The 14747-nt window shown below is 72.6% G+C and carries 13 protein-coding genes; 6 read left to right on the top strand and 7 right to left on the bottom strand.

Annotated features, from left to right (window positions below; translation table 11 throughout):
- Window positions 1-123 precede the first annotated feature (123 nt).
- From ACIO3O_RS35755 to ACIO3O_RS35740, 4 genes are all read right to left on the bottom strand, one after another.
- Window positions 124-1404: a diguanylate cyclase domain-containing protein gene (locus tag ACIO3O_RS35755; protein ID WP_401753068.1), complete on the bottom strand. Its 1281-nt coding sequence runs from the start codon at window positions 1402-1404 to the stop codon at window positions 124-126.
- Window positions 1405-1454: 50 nt separating this feature from the next.
- Entirely contained in the window at window positions 1455-2255 is an 801-nt protein-coding gene (locus ACIO3O_RS35750) for an enoyl-CoA hydratase/isomerase family protein (RefSeq protein ID WP_401753066.1), read from the bottom strand.
- Between the two features lie 96 nt (window positions 2256-2351).
- Window positions 2352-3557, bottom strand: coding sequence for an adenylate/guanylate cyclase domain-containing protein (locus tag ACIO3O_RS35745; protein ID WP_401753065.1), 1206 nt, complete (start codon window positions 3555-3557; stop codon window positions 2352-2354).
- Window positions 3558-3768: 211 nt separating this feature from the next.
- Entirely contained in the window at window positions 3769-4698 is a 930-nt protein-coding gene (locus ACIO3O_RS35740) for a biotin--[acetyl-CoA-carboxylase] ligase (protein WP_401753064.1), read from the bottom strand.
- A 197-nt stretch (window positions 4699-4895) separates the two neighbouring features.
- Here ACIO3O_RS35740 and ACIO3O_RS35735 point away from each other — a divergent pair, with 197 nt between their 5' ends.
- The 4 genes from ACIO3O_RS35735 to ACIO3O_RS35720 all read left to right on the top strand — a co-directional run bounded on the left by ACIO3O_RS35735 (window position 4896) and on the right by ACIO3O_RS35720 (window position 8006).
- The gene (locus ACIO3O_RS35735) at window positions 4896-6461 is read left to right on the top strand and encodes an acyl-CoA carboxylase subunit beta (RefSeq protein WP_401753216.1); all 1566 of its coding nucleotides are present in this window, start codon (window positions 4896-4898) and stop codon (window positions 6459-6461) included.
- Between the two features lie 26 nt (window positions 6462-6487).
- The gene (locus ACIO3O_RS35730; protein WP_401753214.1) at window positions 6488-6694 is read left to right on the top strand and encodes an acyl-CoA carboxylase epsilon subunit; all 207 of its coding nucleotides are present in this window, start codon (window positions 6488-6490) and stop codon (window positions 6692-6694) included.
- Between the two features lie 71 nt (window positions 6695-6765).
- Window positions 6766-6894 (top strand): morphogenic membrane protein MmpB, encoded by a 129-nt coding sequence (gene mmpB, locus ACIO3O_RS35725; protein WP_401753063.1) that lies wholly within the window; start codon window positions 6766-6768, stop codon window positions 6892-6894.
- Between the two features lie 491 nt (window positions 6895-7385).
- Window positions 7386-8006, top strand: coding sequence for a Maf family protein (locus ACIO3O_RS35720; RefSeq protein ID WP_401753062.1), 621 nt, complete (start codon window positions 7386-7388; stop codon window positions 8004-8006).
- A gap of 158 nt (window positions 8007-8164) precedes the next feature.
- Here ACIO3O_RS35720 and ACIO3O_RS35715 read toward each other — a convergent pair whose 3' ends face one another.
- The gene (locus ACIO3O_RS35715; protein WP_401753061.1) at window positions 8165-8668 is read right to left on the bottom strand and encodes a hypothetical protein; all 504 of its coding nucleotides are present in this window, start codon (window positions 8666-8668) and stop codon (window positions 8165-8167) included.
- A gap of 380 nt (window positions 8669-9048) precedes the next feature.
- Between ACIO3O_RS35715 and ACIO3O_RS35710 the strand changes: the two genes are divergently transcribed.
- The gene (locus ACIO3O_RS35710; protein ID WP_401753060.1) at window positions 9049-10803 is read left to right on the top strand and encodes an acetyl/propionyl/methylcrotonyl-CoA carboxylase subunit alpha; all 1755 of its coding nucleotides are present in this window, start codon (window positions 9049-9051) and stop codon (window positions 10801-10803) included.
- 442 nt (window positions 10804-11245) lie between these two features.
- A complete protein-coding gene (locus tag ACIO3O_RS35705; protein WP_401753212.1) occupies window positions 11246-11812 on the top strand; it encodes a TetR/AcrR family transcriptional regulator in 567 nt (188 codons plus the stop codon).
- 46 nt (window positions 11813-11858) lie between these two features.
- Here the strand turns inward: ACIO3O_RS35705 and ACIO3O_RS35700 are convergent, their stop codons facing one another.
- Both ACIO3O_RS35700 and ACIO3O_RS35695 read right to left on the bottom strand, forming a co-directional pair.
- Window positions 11859-12842, bottom strand: coding sequence for a DeoR/GlpR family DNA-binding transcription regulator (locus tag ACIO3O_RS35700; RefSeq protein WP_401753059.1), 984 nt, complete (start codon window positions 12840-12842; stop codon window positions 11859-11861).
- Between the two features lie 217 nt (window positions 12843-13059).
- Window positions 13060-14496: an NAD(P)H-quinone dehydrogenase gene (locus tag ACIO3O_RS35695; RefSeq protein WP_401753058.1), complete on the bottom strand. Its 1437-nt coding sequence runs from the start codon at window positions 14494-14496 to the stop codon at window positions 13060-13062.
- Window positions 14497-14747 lie beyond the last annotated feature (251 nt).

The raw sequence follows: 14747 nt of genomic DNA, 5'->3' as shown, positions 1-14747 counted from the left end.
GGGGGCATGCACGGTTCCCGTGCGGGTGCGTCGTGGCTGGTCGCGCAGTTCCCCGCGCCCCTGACGGGGCGCCCAGCGCGGCGGAGCCGCACGTGCAACACAGCCCCGCGCCCCGGACGCGGCCTATGCCCGGCCCGACGCCCCCCGGAAGCGGCGGCGATCACCGTGGGGTGCGGGGTTCGTGGACCGTACCGACTCCGCCAGGGCCAGGATCTCGTCGTCGCGGCCCGCCACCACCGGCGTGCGCGAGCGGGCCGCCTTGGCGCGGTACTGGGCCGCGTCGGCCAGGCGGAAGAGGCGACGGGCGGAGGGGATCGGGCCGATCGGGTCGCCGGTGGAGGCGACACCGCAGGCGACCCCGTCCCCGTACTCCAACTCAGTGGCGAGGAGGCAGAGTTCGGATGCGGCCTCGATGACGGAGTCGGCGCTCGGGCCCACCGAGAGCAGGCAGAACTCGTCGCCGCCGAGGCGGGCGGCCAGGGCGCCCGGGAGCATCGCCCCGCAGCGGGAGAGGACACCCCCGAAGCGTTCCAGGAGGCGGTCGCCGACCTCGTGGCCGTAGGTGTCGTTGACCTGCTTGAGGCCGTTCACGTCGCAGACCACCAGGCTGACCACCGCCCCGGTCAACCGGTGCTCCTCCAGCGCCTCGTCGAGGCGTATGTCGACTGCGCGGCGGTTCGCCAGGCCCGTGAGGGGGTCGGTGAAGGCCAGCGTGCGGACCTCTTCGAGGCGTTCGGTCTGGACGATTCCGGCGGCGATGACCGAGGCCAGGACCGTCGCGAAGTCCGCGTCGGCCCGGTCGAAGACCGGTGCGCCGGGCGGCCGGGCCACGTACAGCTCGCCCCACGCCCGCCCGTGCAGCACGATCGGCGCGACCACGCAGCAGCCCCGGCCCCGGCGGCGCAGCGCCGCCACCCGCTGGTGGCAGTAACCGGAACGCGGACTCGCCGGACCGCGCCCGGCCACCTCGCCCCCGGAACAGGGGCCGGCCGGACCGTGCCCGGCCCTCTCGCTCCCGAAGCTCGGCCTCACCGAGCCGCCCCCGGCCACCTCGCCCCCGGAACACGGACCCACCGGACCACCCCCGGCCACCTCGACCCACGCATCCGGCTCCCCGCCCCCCGCCCACCGCTCGTGCAGGAACTCGGTGATCTCCGGGAATTCGTGCACGGGGTACGTCTCGTCCTCGGGGAATTCGTCCTCGCCCGGCGCCCGCTCCCCCTCGTTGACCAGGACCCGCAGCCGGCCCGCCTCCCGCTCCCACACCGAGAGCGCGGCGAAGCTGCCGCTGAGCGCGTCCCGCGCGCCCAGGGCCGCCGCCCGCCACGTCTCCCGGGGCGTGTGCGCCGCCGCCATCGCCTGCGCCAGCGCGACCACGGCCCGCACTCGAACGTCCTCACCCATTCGTACAGGTTAGGCCCGTTTTGCCCCCGACCTCTCCCGGAGGGCGCGGCCTACTCCCCCGGCCACTCCGGCTTCCGCTTCTCGTTGAACGCGGCCACCCCCTCCGCCCGGTCGCCCGAGAAGGCCACCGACCGCCACGCCGCGTCCTCGACCTCCAGGCCCGCCCGCAGGTCCAGCCCCTGCCCCAGCCGCAGGGCCTTCTTGGCCGCCCGCAGGCCGACCGGCGAGTTCGCCGCGATACGAGCGGCCAGCGCGAGGGCCTCCTCGCGGGCGTCCGACTCCGCGAGTACGTCGATCAGGCCCAGCTCCCTGGCCTCCCCGGCCTCCACCCGCCGCGCCGTGAACACCAGCTCCGCCGCCCGCGCCGCCCCCACCCGGCGCGGCAGCAGCTGCGTACCGCCGCCGCCCGGGATCACGCCGACGGACACCTCGGGCAGTCCGACCACGGCACTCCCGTCGGCCACGATCACGTCGCAGGCCAGCGCCAGCTCGTACCCGCCGCCGAGGGCGAAGCCGTGCACGGCGGCGACCGTCGGCATCGGGAGGTCGAGCACGCCCGTGTAGGCGGCCCGCGCGGTGGGCCGCTGCCGCACCAGCTCCGCGTCGCTGAAGGAGTTGCGCTCCTTGAGGTCGGCGCCGACGCAGAAGGCCCGGTCGTGGGACGAGGTGAGGACGGTCGTACGGACGCCGGGGTCGGCGGCGAGCGCCGCGCAGGCCTCGCCGATGGAGGCGGCCATCGCGCTGGACACGGCGTTCATGGCCTTGGGGCGGTCGAGGACCAGCTCGGCGACGTGCCCGCCGTCGCCGTGCCGCCGGACGACCACGAATTCCCCGTACCGCTGCTCGCCCATGCCGGCCGCCCTCCCGCTGAATGTGAACGCTCGTTTACGGGGGCGATCTTAGGGCGCGCCCCCGTACCGGGGAAGACCCGTCAGCGGGGACCGGGGTCAGTCCGCGTCCGGCTTCGCGCGCCGCGACAGCATCCAGGGTTCGACTATCCCCAGCCCGCGCACCGGCCGCTGCCACATCGGCTGGAGCCCGAAGCGGTACGTCGGGGACTCCCGGCCCTCCTTCGCCGCCTGCTCGGCCTCCGCAGCCGCCTCCGCCTCGGAGACCGGGGCGTCGCCGGTGCGGGAGAGCTCCTCGGCGAGCGCGCCGTCGACCAGGACCGTGTCCTTGGGCGCTATCGAGGTGAGCCTGCTGGCCAGGTTCACCGTCGTGCCGAAGACGTCGCCCATGCGTGTGGTGACCGTGCCGAAGGCGATGCCGACGCGCAGGGCGGGCATGGTCTGGTCGTGGGAGAGCGTCTCGATGAGGCGCAGGGCGATCTCGGCCGCCGTGCCCGCGTCGTCGGCGCAGTACAGGACCTCGTCGCCGAGGGTCTTGATCAGCCGTCCGCCGTGCGCGGCGACCAGGTCCGCACACGTCGTCTCGAAGGCCTCGACCAGCTCGCCGAGTTCCTCCTCCTCCAGACGGCGGGTGAGGCGGGTGAAGCCCACCAGGTCCGCGAAGCCGACTGCGAGCCGCCGGTCGACCATCTCGTCGTCGTCGGCGGCCTGCACGACCCGGCCGGTGGCGGCGGCGAGCTGCCGCCGCCAGACGTAGACGAGGAACTCCTCCAGCTCCGGCAGCAGCAGCTCGACCAGCGGATACGTCACCTCGGTGCGGGTCATGCCCGGCTCCGGCGGCTCGGTCAGCCCCTCCAGGAAACTGTCGATCTGCCATTCGGCCAGCCGGGCGGTGGTCTGCCCGGTGGACCGGGCCACCTGCACCGCCATCGGCTCGCTGAGCAGCCCCGCCTCGACCAGACCGGCCAGGCGGCGCAGCGCCAGCACGTCGGCCTCGGTGAGGGCCTTGGCCTGGCCGATGTCGGGGAAGCCCATGGCCCGCCAGAACCGGGAGGCGAGGTCCATGGAGACACCCGCCGTACGGGCGGCCTGGAAGGCGGTGTAGCGGCGCTCGGCGCCCAGGATCAGCTGTTCCAGGCGGATGGCGAGCGGGTCGTCCGAGGGTTCGGCCGTGTGGTCGACCTCGTGGAAGACGGGGGTCTTGGCGGGGGCGTCCGGGGTGGTCCTGGAGTGGGGGTCCGGGGTCGCCGGAGTAGAGGGGTGGGGGTCCGTGTCCCCGTCGGACGTGGTGTCGTCGACGGTCACCTGCCGCCTCCTGCCCGTTCCCTGCGCACTGCTCTGCTGCCGCCTCGTCGTTCCTTCGCGCGACAGGTGTGGGTGTCGCGGGTCGCCTCAACGATACGGCAGATGTGCGCTGGCTCACTCCCCGTCCCTGGAGGAACAGTGACCGCGCTGGTTCTGCCGTACGTCGCCGGGGGCATCGGCGGTGCCTGCACCCCCGGCCCACGCACCCCTCCTACCCCTGCGGCCGCAGATGCACCACGTCACCCGCGCCGACCGGCTGCTGGACGCCCTCCGCCGTGGCCAGGACCAGACGGCCGTCCCCGTCGACGGCGACCGCCTCGCCGGTGAGGACGTGACCGCCGGGGAGTTCGGCCCGTACCGGGCGGCCGAGGGTGGAGCAGCCCGCCGCGTAGGCCTCCTGGAGGCGGCTGGCGGCCGGGTCGCCGCCGGAGGTGCGCCAGTATCCGTACCACTGCTCGAAGGAACGGAGCACGGCCCGCAGCAGGGGGTCCCGGTCCAGGGTGGCGGCGCCCGCGAGGGCGAGGGAGCCCGCGGTGGGGACCGGGAGCTCGTCGGCGCGCAGGGTGACATTGAGGCCGACGCCGATGACGACGCCGTCGCCGACGCGCTCGGCGAGGATGCCGCCCGCCTTGCGCTCCTCGCCCTCGACGGTGACCAGGAGGTCGTTGGGCCACTTCAGGGCGGTGTCGACGCCCGCCGCGCGGGACAGGCCGGTGGCGACGGCGACGCCGGTGAGGAGGGGGAGCCAGCCCCAGCGCTCGACGGGGACTCCCGCGCCCGGTTCGACGTACAGGGAGAAGAAGAGCCCCGAGCGGGCCGGGGCCGACCAGCGCCGGTCGAGCCGCCCGCGCGCCTGCGTCTGCGCCTCGGCGACCAGGACCGTGCCCTCGGTCAGGGCGGGGGCGGCGGCGAGGTCGGTGTTGGTGGAGCCGGTGGACGCGACGACGTCCAGGGAGGTCCACAGCCCGCCCTCACGGACGAGCGCCCTGCGCAGGGCGGCCGCGTTCAGCGGCGGACGGTCGAGGTCGCTCCAGCGGTTGCCGGGGCTGCCGGAGTGACCGGGGCTGCCGGAGTTACCAGGGTTTCCGGGGTTTTCACCGGCGGATTCCGGGGAGCTGCCTGAAGCATCGGGAGGCGTCATGCAAGCCAGCGTAGGTGTGGCAAACGACGCACTGCCGAGCGGCAGTCCCGCAGTTACGCTACGGACCAGTAGCCGTCCGTACCGTCGCCGTTGACACCGTGCGTGCCGTTGACGCAGTCGAAGCAGGGAGCCGCAGCCCCGTGTCCTCCACCGCAGAACCCGCCGAGAACTCCGCAGATTCCACCGATTCCGCAGGGATCGACCTCCACACCACCGCCGGAAAGATCGCGGATCTCGGCCGCCGCATCGAAGAAGCGACACACGCGGGTTCCGAGCGCGCCGTCGAGAAGCAGCACGCCAAGGGGAAGCTGACGGCGCGTGAGCGGATCGAACTCCTCATGGACGAGGGCTCCTTCGTAGAACTGGACGAGTTCGCCCGGCACCGCTCGACCAACTTCGGCATCGACAAGAACCGCCCGTACGGCGACGGAGTCGTGACCGGTTACGGAACGGTCGACGGCCGCCCGGTCTGCGTGTACTCCCAGGACTTCACCATCTTCGGCGGCTCGCTCGGCGAGGTGTACGGCGAGAAGATCGTCAAGGTCATGGACTTCGCGCTGAAGACCGGCTGTCCGGTCATCGGCATCAACGACGGCGGCGGCGCCCGCATCCAGGAGGGCGTGGTCGCGCTCGGCCTGTTCGCCGAGATCTTCCGCCGCAACGTCCACGCGTCGGGCGTCGTCCCGCAGATCTCCCTCATCGTCGGCCCGTGCGCGGGCGGGGCCGTCTACTCCCCCGCCATCACCGACTTCACGGTCATGGTCGACCAGACCTCGCACATGTTCATCACGGGCCCCGACGTCATCAAAACCGTCACGGGTGAGGACGTCGGCTTCGAGGAGCTGGGCGGCGCGCGCACCCACAACACGACCTCGGGCGTGGCGCACCACCTGGCGGGCGACGAGAAGGACGCGATCGAGTACGTCAAGTCCCTCCTCTCCTACCTCCCCTCCAACAACCTCTCCGAGCCCCCGGCCTTCCCCGAGGAGGCCGACCTGGAGACCTCGGACGAGGACCGCGCGCTCGACACGCTCATCCCGGACAGCGCCAACCAGCCGTACGACATGCACACGGCGATCGAACACGTCCTGGACGAGGGCGAGTTCCTCGAAACCCAGTCCCTCTTCGCGCCGAACATCATCACGGGCTTCGGCCGGGTCGAGGGCCACCCGGTGGGCATCGTCGCCAACCAGCCGATGCAGTTCGCGGGCTGCCTGGACATCAACGCCTCCGAGAAGGCGGCCCGCTTCGTCCGCACCTGCGACGCCTTCAACGTCCCCGTCCTGACCTTCGTCGACGTCCCGGGCTTCCTCCCCGGCGTCGACCAGGAGTACGGCGGCATCATCCGCCGCGGCGCCAAGCTCATCTACGCGTACGCGGAAGCCACCGTCCCCCTCATCACGGTCATCACCCGCAAGGCCTTCGGCGGCGCGTACGACGTCATGGGCTCCAAGCACCTGGGCGCCGACCTGAACCTGGCCTGGCCGACCGCCCAGATCGCCGTCATGGGCGCGCAGGGCGCGGTCAACATCCTGCACCGCCGTACGATCGCGGCCGCCGAGGACCAGGAAGCCACCCGCGCCGAGCTGATCGCCGACTACGAGGACACCCTCCTCAACCCGTACGTCGCGGCCGAGCGCGGCTACGTCGACGCGGTGATCATGCCGTCCGACACCCGCCGCCACATCGTCCGCGGCCTGCGCCAGCTGCGCACGAAGCGGGAGTCCCTGCCCCCGAAGAAGCACGGCAACATCCCCCTCTAGAAAGGGAGTCCGGCCCGATGTCCGACATGATCAAGGTCGTACGGGGCAACCCGACCCCGGAGGAGCTGGCCGCCGCACTGGCGGTGGTCCAGGCCCGCGCCGCGGCCGCGTCCACCGCGGCGCCGGGCCCCTCCGCACCGCACCCCGCGTGGTCCGACCCGGCCCGGGTGGCGAGCCACCGCCTGCCCCGCCCGAGCGGGACCGCCTGGGCCCGTACCTACTGGCCGAATTAGTCATTCCGCACCGTGGCGCCTGAGTACACGTACTCAGGCGCCACGCGCGTCCCGGGCACACTATCGACTACATGCTCTGGTCCGACCCGAAGAACGAACCCCCCAAGGAAATGCGCGACATGCAGGTCATGCTGCGCAGAGCAGGCATCCTCCTGGCCCTGGCCATGGTCCTGGCGATGTTCGTGGCCGGCGTGCGCTGACGCGCCCCTTCAGGGGCGCGGGGCTGTCCCGATCTGCGGCTCCGCCGCGCAGGCGCGACCAGCAGGCCCACCACCGCCAAGAAGCACCCCTTCAGGGGCGCGGGGCTGTCCCGATCTGCGGCTCCGCCGCGCGGGCGCGACCAGCAGGCTCACCACCGCCAAGAAGCGCCCCTTCAGGGGCGCGGGGCTGTTCCGATCTGCGGCTCCGCCGCGCAGGCGCGACCAGCAGGCTGACCACCGCCAGGGAGCGCCCCTTCAGGGGCGCGGGGAACTGCGCGACCAGCCACGACGCTCCCGCACGGAACCGTTCATCAGCCCCGCGGGTTTAGGTGAAGGGGCGGGGCTGGGGACCCCCTGCCCAGGCAGCCCGCCGGTCCACGCACCCCACCACCGGCCCGGGCCCCGCCGGACTAACCACCCACCACCGCCCCCGGCCCCGCAGGCCCCGCACCCACCACCGCCCCCACCCGAGGGTGGCTACCCTGGCCCGCATGACCACCCCCGCCCGCCGACGCCTAGTCCTCGGCTCCGCCTCCCCCGCCCGCCTCACCCTCCTCCGCCAGGCCGGCCTGACCCCCGACGTCATCGTCAGCGGCGTCGACGAGGACGCCCTCACCGCCCCCACCCCCGCCGAACTCGCCCTCGTCCTGGCCACCGCCAAGGCCGACACCGTCGCCGCCCTCCCCGAGGCCCAAGGCTCCCTCGTCATCGGCTGCGACTCCGTCCTGGAGCTCGACGGCCAGGCCCTCGGCAAGCCCGCCGACGCCGAGGACGCCACCGCCCGTTGGAAGGCCATGCGCGGCCGCTCGGGCGTCCTCCAGACCGGCCACTGCCTGATCGACACCGCGAACGGCCGCCGCGCCGCCGCCACCGCGTCGACGACCGTCCACTTCGCCGACCCCTCCGACGCCGAGATCGCCGCCTACGTCGCCACCGGCGAACCCCTGTACGTGGCAGGCGCGTTCACCCTGGACGGCCACTCCGCCCCGTTCATCCGCGGCATCGAGGGTGACCCCGGCAACGTCATCGGCCTCTCCCTCCCCCTCCTGCGCACCCTCCTCGCCGACCTGGACATCTCCATCACCGACCTCTGGTCACAGCCGCACGCCTAGCCCTCACCCCTCGCCCCACCCCCACCGCGCGTGCCCGGCGGCCGACGCACCGTCCTCGTACCGCCCGACGACGGGCATACGCCGATGTCGACGCACACCCGCCACGGAATCGACTCACCCGCCCCGCGATGCCCCCACCGCCCCACCCGCAGGGCGGCTCACGCCGTCGCGGCGGACCCGTTCCCACCGGGCGGCACGGACGGCTTGACGGGCGGCTCGGCCGGCCCCCCGGGCGGCGCGTCGACCTCGGGGTCGTGCAGGGCATCACTCCGACGCCCGTACAACAACAGACTCAGCACCAACAACCCCACCACCAGCATCATCCAGACGAAGGCCCACCAGCTCACCAGGCCGACGGCCGCCGCCCCGAGCACCCCGTGCACCACGGCGCACACGATCAGCGCGATCCGCACCCAGCGGCCCAGCGCGGGCCGGTCCTTGACGGCCGCCAGCACCAGGAACAGCCCGCACACGGCGAGGAAGAGCCCCGCGATGCCGCCCATGATCCACGCGCCCGCGGCCATCGCGTCCGGGTCGAGACCGGCGAGCGACATCGACTGCCCCTCGACCACCCGCCCCAGCACGTAGTTGACGAAGACGAAGCCGAACGCCTCCAGGATCAGCACGAGCCCCGTCACGGCGGCTATCGGCCTGCGCGCCACGGCGCCCACCCTCTTCCGAACTGCGTACTGACTCCGGTCATAGGACTGCCGCGCAGGCTACTAACCGGTAATGCCCACGACAAGGGGTTGGGCGGGCGGAGCGGCGACGGATTCGCGTAGTGCAAAGAACGCCCCGCACCTTCGTAGGGACCCCACAAAGAATCCCCTCGCCCCACTGGCCGCCCGAACAGAGACCTTGACCACACCAGAGGGCTACTGTGCGATGAGGTAACCCGTCGTACCGTGGTACGACAAGGGATTTCGCGACTCCAGCGCGCCTCGAATCACACTCCGTGTGGGCAAGCTCACCATTGGGGACGGGTCGTAGGGCCGTGTGGGCAGTCCCTAAACTCAGCTTGTTTCACAAGGAGGGAGCCATCGTGCGCAAGGTGCTCATCGCCAACCGAGGCGAAATCGCTGTCCGCGTTGCCCGAGCCTGTCGGGACGCCGGAATCGGGAGCGTAGCCGTCTACGCCGATCCGGACCGGGACGCCCTGCACGTCCGCGCGGCCGACGAGGCATTCGCCCTGGGCGGTGACACCCCGGCCGCGTCGTACCTGGACATCGCCAAGGTGCTCCAGGCCGCGAAGGACTCGGGTGCGGACGCCATCCACCCGGGTTACGGATTCCTGTCCGAGAACGCCGAGTTCGCGCAGGCGGTCCTGGATGCGGGCCTGACCTGGATCGGCCCGCCGCCGCAGGCCATCCGCGACCTGGGCGACAAGGTCGCCGCCCGGCACATCGCGCAGCGCGCGGGCGCCCCGCTGGTCGCGGGCACCCCGGACCCGGTCTCCGGCTCCGACGAGGTCGTCGCGTTCGCCGAGGAGCACGGCCTCCCCATCGCCATCAAGGCCGCCTTCGGCGGCGGCGGTCGCGGCCTGAAGGTCGCCCGCACGCTCGAAGAGGTCCCGGAGCTCTACGACTCGGCTGTCCGCGAGGCCGTCGCGGCCTTCGGCCGCGGCGAGTGCTTCGTCGAGCGCTACCTCGACAAGCCGCGCCACGTCGAGACCCAGTGCCTGGCCGACACCCACGGCAACGTGGTCGTCGTCTCCACCCGCGACTGCTCCCTCCAGCGCCGCCACCAGAAGCTGGTGGAGGAGGCCCCGGCCCCCTTCCTCTCCGACGAGCAGAACGCCGAGCTCTACGCGTCCTCCAAGGCGATCCTGCGCGAGGCGGGCTACGTCGGCGCGGGCACCGTCGAGTTCCTGGTCGGCGCCGACGGCACCATCTCCTTCCTGGAGGTCAACACCCGCCTCCAGGTGGAGCACCCGGTCACCGAAGAGGTCTCCGGCATCGACCTGGTCCGCGAGATGTTCCGCATCGCCGACGGCGAGGAACTGGGCTACGACGACCCGCCGGTGCGCGGCCACTCCTTCGAGTTCCGCATCAACGGCGAGGACCCGGGCCGGGGCTTCCTCCCCGCTCCCGGTACGGTCACCACCTTCGCCCCGCCGTCGGGCCCCGGCGTCCGCCTGGACGCGGGCGTCGAGTCGGGCTCCGTCATCGGCCCGGCCTGGGACTCCCTCCTGGCCAAGCTGATCGTGACGGGCGCGACCCGCGAGCAGGCCCTCCAGCGCGCCGCCCGCGCCCTGGCCGAGTTCAACGTGGAGGGCATGGCCACCGCCATCCCGTTCCACCGCGCGGTCGTGGTCGACCCGGCCTTCACTTCCTCCCCCTTCACGGTCCACACCCGCTGGATCGAGACCGAGTTCGTCAACGAGATCCCCCCCTTCACCGTCCCCGGCACCGAGGCCGACGACGACGAGGCGGGCCGCGAGACGATCGTGGTCGAGGTCGGCGGCAAGCGCCTCGAAGTCTCCCTCCCCTCCTCCCTCGGCATGACGCTCGCCCGCACCGGCCTCGCCGCCGGCGCGAAGCCGAAGCGCCGCGCCGCGAAGAAGGCGGGCTCGGCGGCCTCGGGCGACACCCTGGCCTCCCCCATGCAGGGCACGATCGTCAAGGTCGCGGTCGAGGAGGGCCAGCAGGTCAACGAGGGCGACCTGATCGTCGTCCTGGAAGCCATGAAGATGGAACAGCCCCTGAACGCCCACCGCTCGGGCACGGTCAAGGGCCTCTCCGCAGAGGTCGGCGCGTCGGTCACCTCCGGCGCCCAGATCTGCGAAATCAAGGACTGACCCACGCAAGCCCCCTGAGGGGGGAGACGGCGCTGCGAAGCAGCCCGTCTCCCCCCTCAGGGGCGCGGGGAACTGCGCGAGCAACCAAACAACAAGCCGCGCGGCGAGCGCTTTAGGTGAAGGGGCGGGACCGGGGCGAAACCCGGGGGTCCGGGGGCCGCGCCCCCGGCCCGAACCCCCCCCCCCCCCCGCCCCTCGCGCTGGCGCGGGCCCCGCCCCCCCCACCCCCCCCCCCCCGCGCGGGGGGGGGGGGGGTTGGGGGGGGGGGGGGCGGGGGGGGCCCCCGGGGGGGCGGCCGGGCCCCCCCCCCCCCCCCACGAACCCCAACCCCCCACCCACCCGCACCGCGCAGCGCACCCGCAACCCCCCACCGACCGGCGCCCCCACCCACCCCAATGGCATGCTGGGCAGCATGCCGCCCCACCCCACCCCACCCCGCCCCATGCGCGCCGACGCCCGCCGCAACTACGAAAAACTCCTCACCGAAGCCCGCGCCGCATTCGCCGAACACGGCACCGACGCTTCGCTGGAGGAGGTCGCCCGCCGCGCAGGCGTGGGCATCGGCACCCTGTACCGCCACTTCCCGACCCGGCACGCCCTGCTGAGCGAGGTCTTCCAGGGCGCGGTGGACGAACTCCTCACCCACGCCCGCGAGTTGGCGGACTCGGCGAACCCCTGCGAGGCCCTGGTCACCTGGCTGCGCGCCATCATCACTCATGCGGGTGAGTACCGGGGCCTGGCCCGCGCCCTGATGTCGGCCTCGGGCACCACCGACTCCACACCCCTGAGCTCCTGCTCGAACCCCATGCGCGAAGCAGGCACCACACTCCTGGCCCGCGCCCAGAGCGCAGGCACCGTACGCCCGGACATCCCCATCCGGGACCTGATGCAGCTCACCAACGCGATCGCGCTGGCGGCCGAACAGTCGCCGGACGACCCGGAGTTGGCCGACCGGCTCCTGTCCCTGGCCGTACGGGGCCTACAACCCCGCACCGACGCACAGCCCTAGCTCCACCACGGAGCCTCCACCACGGAGCCGGAGCCGACGCAATGCCCTAGCGCCGACGCATATCGGCCACCCGCGCCCGCTCCCCAGCCCCCTGCGCCTGCTGCTCCGCGAGCGCTCCCGCACTGCGCAACTGCGAACCGGGCGCACCCGGGTGTGCCCTGCGCTGACCCGGCAACGGCATGTCCCGACGGGGCTGCTGACGCCCCGTCGGGACGCCGTCACCCCCCGGCCCGGACGCTCCCGCACCACCCGTACCGGCGACGGCGATCTGCACTCCCTGGTCGGCGAGCGCCTGCAACTCCGTTCCCGCACGCTCGTCGTGGGACGGCGGCTCATCGGTCACGAGCCGTGTGATGACGTCCGTCGGCACCGTCTGGAACATGGTGTCGGTGCCCAGCTTGGTGTGGTCGGCGAGGACCACCACCTCCGCCGCGGCCTGCACCAGCGCCCGGTCGACGCTCGCCGAGAGCATGTTGGAGGTGGACAGGCCGCGTTCGGCGGTCAGGCCACTGCCGGACAGGAAGGCACGGGACACCCGCAGCCCCTGGAGGGACTGCTCGGCACCGCTCCCGACCAGCGCGTAGTTGGAACCCCTGAGCGTTCCACCGGTCATGACGACTTCGACGCGGTTGGCGTGCGCCAACGCCTGGGCGACCAGCAGGGAGTTGGTGACGACGGTCAGCCCGGGCACCCGGGCGAGACGTCTCGCCAGCTCCTGCGTGGTCGTACCGGCGCCGACGACGATGGCCTCCCCCTCCTCCACGAGTCCCGCGGCGAGGTCGGCGATGGCCGTCTTCTCCGCGGTCGCGAGGTGGGATTTCTGCGGAAAGCCGGATTCGCGGGTGAACCCGCCCGGCAGTACCGCACCGCCGTGCCGGCGGTCGAGGAGTCCTTCTGCCTCCAGCGCCCGCACGTCCCGCCGTACGGTCACTTCGGAGGTCTGGACGACGCGGGCGAGCTCCCGGAGCGATACCGCCCCGTTGGCCCGCACCATTTCGAGGATCAATTGACGACGTTCTGCAGCGAACACGAAACTGACAGTAACCTGACCGGCCGATAGTTTTCAGCAGTTTGCGCCGAATAACAGAAGTTGGTCGCAAACAGTGACCGAAGGTGGTATAGGCGTTTCGGTACGGTCGCGGGGTGCGGCCGGAACCCGTCCCGCCGCACCCCGCACCCGGGACGACACCCGGAAGGAACCCCGAAGGCACCCGGAAGATCGGTGCCCAACTACCCCCACGAACCGATCAGTTGTCGCCCGTCTTGCGCGTGTGCAGCTGCCGCGCGACCTCCGCGAGGGACCCCGACAGCGACGGGTACACGGTGAACGCCTTCGCGATCTGCTCCACCGTCAGACTGTTGTCCACGGCGATCGAGATCGGGTGAATCAGCTCGCTCGCCCGCGGCGCGACGACCACGCCGCCCACCACGATCCCCGTGCCCGGACGGCAGAACAGCTTCACGAAGCCGTCCCGGATGCCCTGCATCTTGGCGCGGGGGTTGCGCAGCAGCGGCAGCTTGACGCCGCGCGCGTCGATGCGGCCCGCGTCCACGTCGGCCTGCGTGTAGCCGACGGTCGCGATCTCGGGGTCGGTGAAGACGTTCGACGACACCGTCTTGAGGTCCAGCGGCGCGACCGCGTCGCCCAGGAAGTGGTACATGGCGATACGTCCCTGCATCGCCGCCACCGACGCCAGCGCGAAGACGCCGGTGACATCTCCGGCCGCGTACACACCCGGGGCGGACGTGCGCGACACCCGGTCGGTCCAGATGTGGCCGCTGTCCTTGACCTTGACCCCGGCCTCCTCCAGGCCCATGCCCGCGGAGTTGGGGATGGCGCCGACGGCCATCAGGCAGTGCGAGCCGGTGATGACCCGGCCGTCCGCCAGCGTCACCTCGACCCGGTCGCCGACCCGCTTGGCGGAGGCGGCCCGCGAGCGCGCCATGACGTTCATGCCGCGCCGCCGGAAGACGTCCTCCAGCACGGCGGCGGCGTCCGGGTCCTCGCCCGGCAGCACGCGGTCGCGGGACGACACGAGGGTGACCCGCGAGCCGAGCGCCTGGTACGCACCCGCGAACTCGGCACCGGTCACACCGGAACCGACCACGATCAGCTCCTCCGGGAGCTCGTCGAGGTCGTACACCTGCGTCCAGTTGAGGATGCGCTCGCCGTCGGGCTGCGCGTCCGGGATCTCACGGGGGTGGCCGCCGGTCGCGATCAGCACGGCGTCGGCCGTCAGCCGCTCCTCCGTGCCGTCGGCCGCGGTGACGACGACGGTCCGCGAACCGTCCATGGCCTGCTGGCCCTCCAGCCGGCCGCGCCCCCGCACGACGCGCGCGCCCGCACGCGTCACGGAGGCGGCGATGTCGTGCGACTGCGCGAGCGCGAGCCGCTTCACCCGGCGGTTGACCTTGCCGAGGTCCACTCCGACCACCCGCGCGGCCTGTTCCTCCGGCGGGGTGTCGTCGGCCACGAGGATGCCCAGCTCCTCGTACGAGGAGTCGAAGGTCGTCATCACCTCGGCCGTGGCGATCAGGGTCTTGGACGGTACGCAGTCGGTCAGTACCGACGCCCCGCCGAGTCCGTCGCAGTCGACGACGGTCACCTCGGCGCCGAGCTGGGTGCCCACCAGGGCCGCCTCGTACCCGCCGGGTCCGCCGCCGATGATCACGATCCGGGTCACGAAAAGTCCGCCTCGCGTTCGCTTGAGCTCGGGCCTGAGCCTGAGTCTGGAGTCTTGGTGTGTCTCGCTGGTCTCGCTTGGGTGCGCCGCGACTCCGCCCGGCCCGTCCTGCCTGCCCCGGCCGGGGTCCCGGGGGATCGCCCCGGAGGAGTGCAGTACGTACTTCATTGTCCCGCACCCGGGCGCGGGCTTCGCCCCGGGGCCCGCATTCGGGAACTCGCCGCCGTCGGCAGTCGTTCCTCTTCCCCGTT

Origin of the sequence: Streptomyces sp. NPDC087440, from assembly GCF_044744005.1 — a bacterium.
In the GTDB taxonomy this organism is placed as follows: Bacteria; Actinomycetota; Actinomycetes; order Streptomycetales; family Streptomycetaceae; genus Streptomyces.
The sequence above is the reverse complement of the archived record's forward strand: the minus strand, read 5'-3'. Positions and strand labels throughout refer to the sequence as shown.

Coding starts and splice junctions, on each gene's coding strand:
- ACIO3O_RS35740 (WP_401753064.1), bottom strand. CDS start 4,698: ATGACGCCTCCCGATGCTTCAGGCAGCTCCCCGGAATCCGCCGGTGAA.
- ACIO3O_RS35730 (WP_401753214.1), top strand. CDS start 6,488: ATGATCAAGGTCGTACGGGGCAACCCGACCCCGGAGGAGCTGGCCGCC.
- ACIO3O_RS35720 (WP_401753062.1), top strand. CDS start 7,386: ATGACCACCCCCGCCCGCCGACGCCTAGTCCTCGGCTCCGCCTCCCCC.
- mmpB (WP_401753063.1), top strand. CDS start 6,766: ATGCTCTGGTCCGACCCGAAGAACGAACCCCCCAAGGAAATGCGCGAC.
- ACIO3O_RS35750 (WP_401753066.1), bottom strand. CDS start 2,255: ATGGGCGAGCAGCGGTACGGGGAATTCGTGGTCGTCCGGCGGCACGGC.
- ACIO3O_RS35705 (WP_401753212.1), top strand. CDS start 11,246: ATGCGCGCCGACGCCCGCCGCAACTACGAAAAACTCCTCACCGAAGCC.
- ACIO3O_RS35755 (WP_401753068.1), bottom strand. CDS start 1,404: ATGGGTGAGGACGTTCGAGTGCGGGCCGTGGTCGCGCTGGCGCAGGCG.